The sequence below is a fragment of the Pseudomonadota bacterium genome (assembly GCA_039714795.1).
Classification (GTDB): domain Bacteria; phylum Pseudomonadota; class Alphaproteobacteria; order JAGOMX01; family JAGOMX01; genus JBDLIP01.
Genome location: JBDLIP010000086.1, coordinates 1 through 7,976, shown reverse-complemented (window position 1 = coordinate 7,976; position 7,976 = coordinate 1). Strand labels below are relative to the sequence as shown.

Below are 7,976 nucleotides of genomic sequence, written 5' to 3'. Positions count from 1 at the left end.
TGAGAATTTCTAGTAACATCTTAACCTCCATTTGTTACGGTTAGACAATACTAAAGCTAAATTTTACCTAAAATGCAAGCTTTTACTGAACAGCCCTGATTTGCTGCCTATTCTGATGTCCCTGAGGAAGAAATTGAAGTATTATACCAAGCTTCATTAATATTATTTCCCCTTACGGGATCTAACATCAGTCGTTATGGCGTTATATGCTCACTGAAGAATATTAAGAATGAAAAGAAGGTGTCAATGGCTAATTACCTGAGGAGAATATTATCTATCGAAACACCTGGACTGGGAAGAGTTATAACTACTATTCTTTGCATTCCATATGACGATATTCCTGATGTTATAGGGAGAACACTAACAATTTATAATACGATTGGTGAAGATGGTGCTGTAGACCTAGTAGAGTATATATCTCAGATTCCAAAGGAAAGAAGGGACTTCATTATGGAAGAAGCTAAAAGGCTCTACAACAAAGATATGAACGCCATCTCTAAAGGTCATTTAATACGTGGTTTATCAAAAATAGCTACTGAGGATTTCAATGACATTGTTACATTAGGAAGAGAGTTGTTTCTTGATAATACACAAGGTGGGCATATGAGCCTAATTTTAAATAATCTTGAGAAAAGCATTAAAAAAGATATGAGATCTGATTTTGTAAAGCAGGTAAAAGTACTTCTAAAACCTACGGATACATCAATGATACGAAATAATATAATCTGCACCCTTTCTAAGTTTTCGGAAGAGCATAGAAAAATATTTTTAAAACTCATGCCTTCATCAATTAGCACAGAAACAACAGAGAAAGTTTTTGACAGTCTTCATTTTATTACTTATATAGACATCCAGTTCAGAGAAAATGACAAGGCTGAAGAACAGAAATTAATTGGAAGATTTATTAATTATTACCAAGACAACCTCGCACGCCATGAGATTGTGAGTGAAGAGAAATTTTTAACAACCACATTATCAGCCATACAGTATGCAAAAATGAAACTGCTCTATACTGCTGAAGACAGATGAAGATTTCCGTCTCCTGGTACGCTCAAAGTGCTCATTTACCAATGTAATTTGCCACTCCTTCACCTGTCCTTTGAGCATTTTGTAAAAGAATAACCTCTAGGCTTTTCATAAATATCTAAGGCGTTTGGGGCTGGTACCATCAATTAAGTCGCGCGAAGCGCGTCTGCTTAAAACTAATTTTTTGCCGTTGTTCAGATATGCAGTGGTTGGCGCTGAAAAACTCAGGCCTTCAATTGCACAGGACTTTAAGAGCAAATTTGACATTGAACTTTTTGAAGGATATGGCTGCACAGAAACCGGACCTGTGGTCGCTATTAATACTCCCAATGTCCGACATAGTCCTGGATGGATTCAAAAGGGGCACAAATTTGCAACTGTAGGCACCACACTTCCAGGGGTGGCAACTCGAATTGTAGACCCCGAAACTTTTGCGCCCATCCCCTTTGGACATGCTGGCATGTTGCTGGTTAACGGCGGCAGTTGTATGCAAGGCTACTTAAACCAACCCGAAAAGACAAAGCAGGCCTTTACACGGGAAGGTTGGTACATTACCGGAGACATGGCTAAGGTGGATGAGGGCGGATTTATTACGATCGTCGATCGACTGACTCGATTTAGTAAAATAGGGGGGGGGAAATGGTGCCCCATATTAAAATCGAAGAAGAGATCAACGCCATCCTTGGGTGACCGCTTGCAATCGTTGTTTCAATCCCAGATGAGAAAAAAGGAGAGCAACTTGCTGTTATCTACAGCCACGCGTCACTTAAGCCTCAAGATCTATGGCAAAAACTCAACGGGCGCGATCTACCAAAGCTTTGGATTCCAGCACAAGCGAATTTCATCCTCGTACCTGAATTGCCGTTGCTGGCCAGTGGCAAGACTGATCTCCAGCAAGCAAAAAAATTGGCGATGTTAGAGTTAGCGCGAACGGTTTGCAGCCACACTTGAAGTTGGTTGACACCCTAGCACTATTCGACTAATATAAAATCAGACTTTAGATTAGTCGAGATGGATGTGGATACGTATATAAAACGCACTCTTCGCTCAGCTATTGAAGATGCAAGCCTTAGTTTTCGTGTTTTACTGCTCACAGGTCCCAGACAAGTTGGCAAAACAACACTGCTGCAAGAAATTCAAAAAGATAGACGTTCTTACGTGACGTTGGATGACATCAACATGCGTACCGCTGCTCAGGAAGATCCTGCTAGCTTTATCGAGCGGTTGCGGTTGCCCACTTTGATTGATGAAGTGCAGTATGCTCCCAATTTGTTTCCCTACATCAAAATTGCAGTTGATCAAAGCAAACAACCAGGCATGTTTTGGCTGACTGGATCACAGCAATTTGACATGATGAAAAATGTGAGGGAATCTCTTGCAGGACGAGTTGCTGTTTTGAACCTTCAAGGTATTTCTCTTGCGGAAGAGCAGAATCGCGCTAATAGTGCTCCATTTCTTCCAACTTGGGAAATAATCAAAGAGCGGCAACAAAGTGCGCAGGTTCTAACTTTGCCAGATCACTTTTTTAAAATCTGGCGAGGATCTTATCCGGATGTAGTGATGGACAATGGGAAAAATTGGGAGCGTTTCTATGAGTCTTATGTGGCCACATATATTCAACGCGATGTGCGTGAGTACCTACAAATTACTGATCAGGTCACTTTCCACAAATTCATGCAAGTTGTAGCGGCTCATACGGGACAAATGGTTAATTATGCAAACGTAGCTCGTAATGTTGGGGTGAGTGAACCAACTGTAAAGGCGTGGTTAGGGGTGCTGCAAGCATCAGGTATTATTTATTTACTACAACCATATTCTAATAACCATTTAAAACGGCTGATTAAAACCCCTAAACTTCATTTCATGGACACTGGACTCTGCTGCTTCCTAACCGGCTGGCTTAATGCTGATGTTTTAGAGCGTGGTGCTATGTCTGGCACCATATTAGAGAGCTATGTTGTTTCCGAAATCATAAAATCGTATCTACATAATGGTCGAACTCCCAGAGTTTATTATTATCGAGATAAGGAAAAGCGTGAAGTTGATTTACTTATTGAAGAGAATGGGGTGCTTTACCCCATTGAAGTCAAGAAGTCAGCAGCTCTGCAAAAAGTGAATAGCAAGGGGTTTGAGGCTCTAAAAACCTTAAGCACTCCCATTGGCTATGGAGGATTACTTTGCTTTGTGAAAAATCTTCTGCCTGTTTCCAAGAACGTTGATGCGATTCCAATTGGGTTTATTTAGCCTAAATTGAATTTTGAATTTAATAACCATGAAGCTTTTTTGCACCAAATTAAGTTAGCGCTTATGGGCAGAGCCCCACCAATAAAAATGTACTGCGTATTGGCGTTACCTCCCTTGCCGCACCACGCTGGTGCCGGCAAAAATACCAAGGGCGGCAACGACAATTGACGGAGCTGTGGGCGTGTCAAAAGACACTGACCCATAAAATCCCAACAGCACCGAAGCCAAGCACATTGCAGTGGCAATTCCTGCCATCTGTTCGGGTGTTTTGGAAAAGCGCCGGGCGCTTGCAGCTGGAATCAGCAATAGGGCGGTTAGCAATAGAACGCCGATGACTTTAATGGCTACGGTGACAGTTAGTGCGACCAGCATCATGAATATAAGACGTGTCCTAATCAGGGAAATTCCATCCACCGCCGCCAAATCTTCGTTTATTGTCATGGAAAGAAGTGGGCGCCAGATGATGGCAAGAGTGGCTAAGATTAATAGCCCTCCAGCTGTGATTTGGAGTACCTCGTCAAGGCCAACGGCCAAGATGTCTCCAAATAAATAGCGGTGCAAATCAACGGGAACTCCGTGCACAAAGGAAAGGGCAACTAGGCCAATGGCGAGAGTTCCATGGGCGACAATTGCCAGCCAAGTATCTGTTGCCAGCAACTTTTGTGATTGCACTTTTTGTGATTGCACGAGGGCCATGAAGATGGCAACGCCTACAGGGATTAAAAGCAAACCGTAGAGGATGGGGGTATCCAATAACAGGCTGAAGGCAATTCCTGCAAGGGCCGAGTGGGCCAATGTATCTCCAAAAAATGCCATGCGACGCCAAATCATGATTGAGCCTAAGGGACCTGCAATAAAGGCGGTGATGATTCCAGCCAGGATAGGGTGGATCAGTAACTCAAGCATCAGGAGCCTCGTCGTGGCTATGGTCGTGTTGATGGGCGTAGATAGCCAATTCTTTGCCAAACAATTGGGTATAGGCCGGGTCTTTCACGACGCGTTCGGGCCGGCCTGCACAACAGATGTGTTGGTTGAGGCAGATCACCTGGTCACTTTCAGCCAGAACCAAATGTAGATCATGGGAGACCAAAATAATTCCGCAGTCCAGTCGAGTTTTGAGCTGGGTGATCAGTTGATATAGATTTTTCTGTCCCTTGATATCAACCCCTTGCACAGGTTCATCTAAGACCAAAAGATCAGGTTTTCCTAAAAGAGCGCGGGCCAGCAGTACTCGTTGCAGTTCTCCTCCTGAAAGGACATGCAGAGATCGACCAGCCAGGCGTAAGGCTCCGACTTCTTCAAGGGCTTCGGCAATTGCACTGTTGTTATGATGGCGGGCCAGGTGCAAGAATCTGGAGACTGACAACGGTAGAGTTGCATCCAGCTTTAAGCGCTGGGGCATGTATCCCACCTTTAAGTTGTGCTGACGTGTAATCGTACCTGACGATGTAGGAGTGAGACCGAGGATGACCTTTAAGAGTGTGGTTTTGCCAGCACCATTGGGGCCAACGACAGTGACAATTTGTTTTCTGTAAACTGCAAGCTTGATGTCTTCAAGTACAACAAACTGATTACGGGTCAAGCCAATGTTAGTGAGTTGAATTAAGGGAGATCTTCTCATGCAAGGAGTTTTCGTTGTCGGGCTCGCTTTAACACAACGTAGCCGAAGGCACCATAAAATAGCAAGGCTGATGCTGATAAGTAGAGATGATGTTCGGGAGGGATTTTCAAGCTGATGCAAGCTGTTAGCCCGCTAATGCCGGACAGTGCTAAATAAAGTATAGTGACCTGTGTATGGCTCCATCCTAGTTGATTGAGGAGCTGATACAGGTGCGTGCGATGTGCCTTGAAAACATTTTCTCGCGCCAATGTTCGTCGAAGAAGGGTCACACCACTGTCAAAACAAAAGGGCAGAAATAAGAGGAGCATAGTGAATATGGAAATACGATAGCTTTCGCTGATAGCTCTAAGGGCAAGAACTGCCAGCAAAAACCCCATTGCTTGGCTGCCAACGTCACCAAGGAAAATTTTTGCTTTGGGAAAATTAAATGGTAGGAACCCAAGTGTGCCCGCCACAAGTGCCATTGCAACCATACTGAAGTCGATATTGAGAAAATGGATGAAAAATAAGCTTAAAAACAGTCCAGAAAGTAATGCGGTCCCTGCGGCAATTCCATTAATGCCATCCATGAAATTAAAGGTATTGGTAAAACCCACAATCCAAAATACTGAAAGTACCCATCCGAGCCAACCAAGCTCAAGGGTGCCAAGTCCAGGAATAGGCAGGTAGGTGACAGGGACGATGTAATAACAGATAAAAGAGGCAGCAGTTGTCTGTACCAACAACCGCCACTTAAAGGATAGCGTAAATAGGTCATCCAAGAGCCCCAGCACGCCAATGCCAAGTGTGGTGGATAGTAGGATGAGGATTAAAGGAGAAAAAACTAGAAGGTCAGTGCTGATAAAGAGGGCAAGCGTTACAGTCAAGCCCACAAGGACGCCAATTCCACCGCACTTGGGGGTGGGGTGGGCATGCGAAGAACGTTGCTCAGGGATATCGGCAATATTGACTCTTGCCATTAGCCAGGTCACAGTTGCAGATATACAGATACCAATGCACAGCAAGATAAGCAGAGATGTAGTCATGAGATGTGCAGCTAACCTATCATCAATAAAACAATGGTTGGGGAACCAGGATTCGAACCTGGGTTGCCCGGTCCAGAGCCGAGAGTTCTACCGCTAAACTATTCCCCAGTAGACTTTTAAAAAGGCACAAGCCATCACTACGGCTATCATATTTTAGCCTGGATGTCACGTTATTTAACTGTCTAAGCAGGACTGTAGTCGCCCGGCACAGATTGCGCTTTTCAATTGATTGCTTTCCAGTCCACAAAAAGTGCCAAGTTTGCTTATAAGTTTGCCTAAACCGTTAAAATAGCGGTATCAGATGTTGATTGGTTTTCAAGTGTAAATATCCCTTTAAATAGATTGGTGTTGCTGAGCTGGAGCCCCAGGGAGTTGGTTGCGTGCGCGCCAAACCAAATCTGGAGTCACATCAAAGTCTGCACAAAACATCAAAAGATTTTGTTCGTGTTGCAAAAGCCAATCAAGCACGGCGGCAAGTACATCTGGACTTTCTAATCCAGCTTGTAAGTCAGCTAAAGCAAGGCCGGAACTTGACAAAAAGGGGAGTAAAATTCTTTCTTGACTTACAATGAAACCAACTGCTTGCAGCGCAATGGTTTGGGCTATCTCTTGAGGTTTTGACATTTTTCATTCCCTTGAATACAAAGACCAATTCATGAGATCATAACATAAATGGTACACACTCATCCTGCACACAAAAGCATGTTTCTGGCTATAGAGCTAGAGCCTGACGTGAAACAAAGTTTGGCTCGAATCCTCTATCTTGATCTGCCAAAATCGCAAGTACGCAGGCAGGCTCAGCGTGATTTTCATATCACCCTTGGTTTTATTCGCAGTGTAAAATGGCAAGATCGTTCTCTTGTAGAGCAAGCATTTAAACCACTTGAGCGCATACCTGTTTTGTCGCTTGCTGTTACAGGCGTTGTAGCCCTTGGACAATTTGGTCAAATATTGTGCGCACGTTTTGGCCCCCAAGAAGTCATTGAAGATCTTTCTCTAGAAGCAGGTACCCTCCTGACTAAGCATACAGAATACCAATTTGACCAAAGCTATGCAGCTTATATTCCGCACACCAAAATTCAAACGCTTAAGCGAAATTTGCCGGAAGCACTTAAAACTAAAATTCTGGAAACCTTTCGTGGTTTGCCTTACAAAAAGATTCACTTCAAAGCTCGAAGCCTTGCCCTGATGGAGAGAAAAGGGCGGCACTACCAAACGGTTAAGCGGTATATTTGCAATTCAAGTGCTTCAATTACTTGAGCGTTCAACCCGTGCGCCCTTAATATTTTCAGCTACAACTGTATCTCCTGAAATGACAACAATCCCATTACCAAGCTCAAACGTAATCTGACCGACCGTTGTTGTTCCTTTTAAAAGCAAACGCTGGGGTGCAGTAGATCTGTTATCTTTGATTTTAAGAGAGCGAACTTGCGAATCCATCAACGATAGTGTTTGCGTTTGAATCACAACATCTTGCAAATCGGCTTTTGTTGCCTCAAGAGGTCCTAGGATACTAAGTCGACCCGTTGCTTTAACATTCGATAATTTGACAGGCCCCCTAATCTGAGCTTGCGTGAAAGAAGAATTATTTAGGGTGAGGGGACCTGTGATGTCCAGATCCTGAAACTTACAGTCAGTTCCACTGAAAGGTCCCTGTACTATGGTTTTTCCAAGGATTGTTGAACCTTGTAAATTCCCAGGGCCAGAGATTGTTAAGCTATCGAATTTTTGATCTGCAAAAAAAGCTGGTCCCTTGTAGATATTTGTTTTGTTCAGGCAAGGGACTGCATGAGCAGCTCCAGCAAGAGCCATGACGACAAATAGGGAAGGGAGGAGTTTTATATACAGTTGAACCTCGCATGCATTTTCTATTTGCCATCAGTATACCAGATTTTTTTTATCTGTTGTATGGCTTGAAAACACGGCAGCAGTGTGCGAGTTTTACAGATTAATCTGGTCAACCAGGGCTGTTCAGTAAACCTATGTGATTCCCCTGTATCCCAATATATTTGCCAGATTGAGCGAATTTTCGTAGAGTTCCTTCGACACATTTTCTACCC

The 7,976-nt window shown here is 43.6% G+C and carries 9 protein-coding genes and 1 tRNA gene; 4 read left to right on the top strand and 6 right to left on the bottom strand.

Annotated elements, in window-relative coordinates:
• The first annotated feature begins 246 nt into the window (after positions 1-246).
• The 3 genes from ABFQ95_06470 to ABFQ95_06460 all read left to right on the top strand — a co-directional run bounded on the left by ABFQ95_06470 (position 247) and on the right by ABFQ95_06460 (position 3,270).
• A complete protein-coding gene (locus tag ABFQ95_06470; GenBank protein ID MEN8237166.1) occupies positions 247-1,029 on the top strand; it encodes a hypothetical protein in 783 nt (260 codons plus the stop codon).
• A 124-nt stretch (positions 1,030-1,153) separates the two neighbouring features.
• The gene (locus ABFQ95_06465; protein ID MEN8237165.1) at positions 1,154-1,945 is read left to right on the top strand and encodes an AMP-binding protein; all 792 of its coding nucleotides are present in this window, start codon (positions 1,154-1,156) and stop codon (positions 1,943-1,945) included.
• Between the two features lie 98 nt (positions 1,946-2,043).
• Entirely contained in the window at positions 2,044-3,270 is a 1,227-nt protein-coding gene (locus ABFQ95_06460) for an ATP-binding protein (protein ID MEN8237164.1), read from the top strand.
• A gap of 105 nt (positions 3,271-3,375) precedes the next feature.
• Here ABFQ95_06460 and ABFQ95_06455 read toward each other — a convergent pair whose 3' ends face one another.
• The 5 genes from ABFQ95_06455 to ABFQ95_06435 all read right to left on the bottom strand — a co-directional run bounded on the left by ABFQ95_06455 (position 3,376) and on the right by ABFQ95_06435 (position 6,540).
• Positions 3,376-4,176, bottom strand: coding sequence for a metal ABC transporter permease (locus tag ABFQ95_06455; GenBank protein MEN8237163.1), 801 nt, complete (start codon positions 4,174-4,176; stop codon positions 3,376-3,378).
• On the bottom strand, positions 4,169-4,891 hold the full coding sequence (locus ABFQ95_06450; GenBank protein MEN8237162.1) for an ATP-binding cassette domain-containing protein: 723 nt from the start codon (positions 4,889-4,891) through the stop codon (positions 4,169-4,171). Before ABFQ95_06450 ends, ABFQ95_06455 begins: the two co-directional genes overlap by 8 nt.
• Positions 4,888-5,916 (bottom strand): glycosyltransferase family 4 protein, encoded by a 1,029-nt coding sequence (locus tag ABFQ95_06445; GenBank protein ID MEN8237161.1) that lies wholly within the window; start codon positions 5,914-5,916, stop codon positions 4,888-4,890. Before ABFQ95_06445 ends, ABFQ95_06450 begins: the two co-directional genes overlap by 4 nt.
• Before the next feature lie 34 nt (positions 5,917-5,950).
• A tRNA-Gln gene (locus ABFQ95_06440) sits at positions 5,951-6,024 on the bottom strand.
• A 225-nt stretch (positions 6,025-6,249) separates the two neighbouring features.
• A complete protein-coding gene (locus tag ABFQ95_06435; protein ID MEN8237160.1) occupies positions 6,250-6,540 on the bottom strand; it encodes a DUF3572 domain-containing protein in 291 nt (96 codons plus the stop codon).
• Between the two features lie 48 nt (positions 6,541-6,588).
• Here ABFQ95_06435 and ABFQ95_06430 point away from each other — a divergent pair, with 48 nt between their 5' ends.
• On the top strand, positions 6,589-7,176 hold the full coding sequence (locus ABFQ95_06430) for a hypothetical protein (GenBank protein MEN8237159.1): 588 nt from the start codon (positions 6,589-6,591) through the stop codon (positions 7,174-7,176).
• Here ABFQ95_06430 and ABFQ95_06425 read toward each other — a convergent pair.
• Positions 7,165-7,728, bottom strand: a complete 564-nt coding sequence (locus ABFQ95_06425) for a hypothetical protein (GenBank protein MEN8237158.1) — start codon at positions 7,726-7,728, stop codon at positions 7,165-7,167. The two genes, ABFQ95_06430 and ABFQ95_06425, sit on opposite strands and share 12 nt — an antisense overlap.
• Positions 7,729-7,976 lie beyond the last annotated feature (248 nt).

Coding starts and splice junctions, on each gene's coding strand:
- ABFQ95_06470 (MEN8237166.1), top strand. CDS start 247: ATGGCTAATTACCTGAGGAGAATATTATCTATCGAAACACCTGGACTG.
- ABFQ95_06455 (MEN8237163.1), bottom strand. CDS start 4,176: ATGCTTGAGTTACTGATCCACCCTATCCTGGCTGGAATCATCACCGCC.
- ABFQ95_06450 (MEN8237162.1), bottom strand. CDS start 4,891: ATGAGAAGATCTCCCTTAATTCAACTCACTAACATTGGCTTGACCCGT.
- ABFQ95_06445 (MEN8237161.1), bottom strand. CDS start 5,916: ATGACTACATCTCTGCTTATCTTGCTGTGCATTGGTATCTGTATATCT.
- ABFQ95_06435 (MEN8237160.1), bottom strand. CDS start 6,540: ATGTCAAAACCTCAAGAGATAGCCCAAACCATTGCGCTGCAAGCAGTT.
- ABFQ95_06430 (MEN8237159.1), top strand. CDS start 6,589: ATGGTACACACTCATCCTGCACACAAAAGCATGTTTCTGGCTATAGAG.
- ABFQ95_06425 (MEN8237158.1), bottom strand. CDS start 7,728: ATGGCTCTTGCTGGAGCTGCTCATGCAGTCCCTTGCCTGAACAAAACA.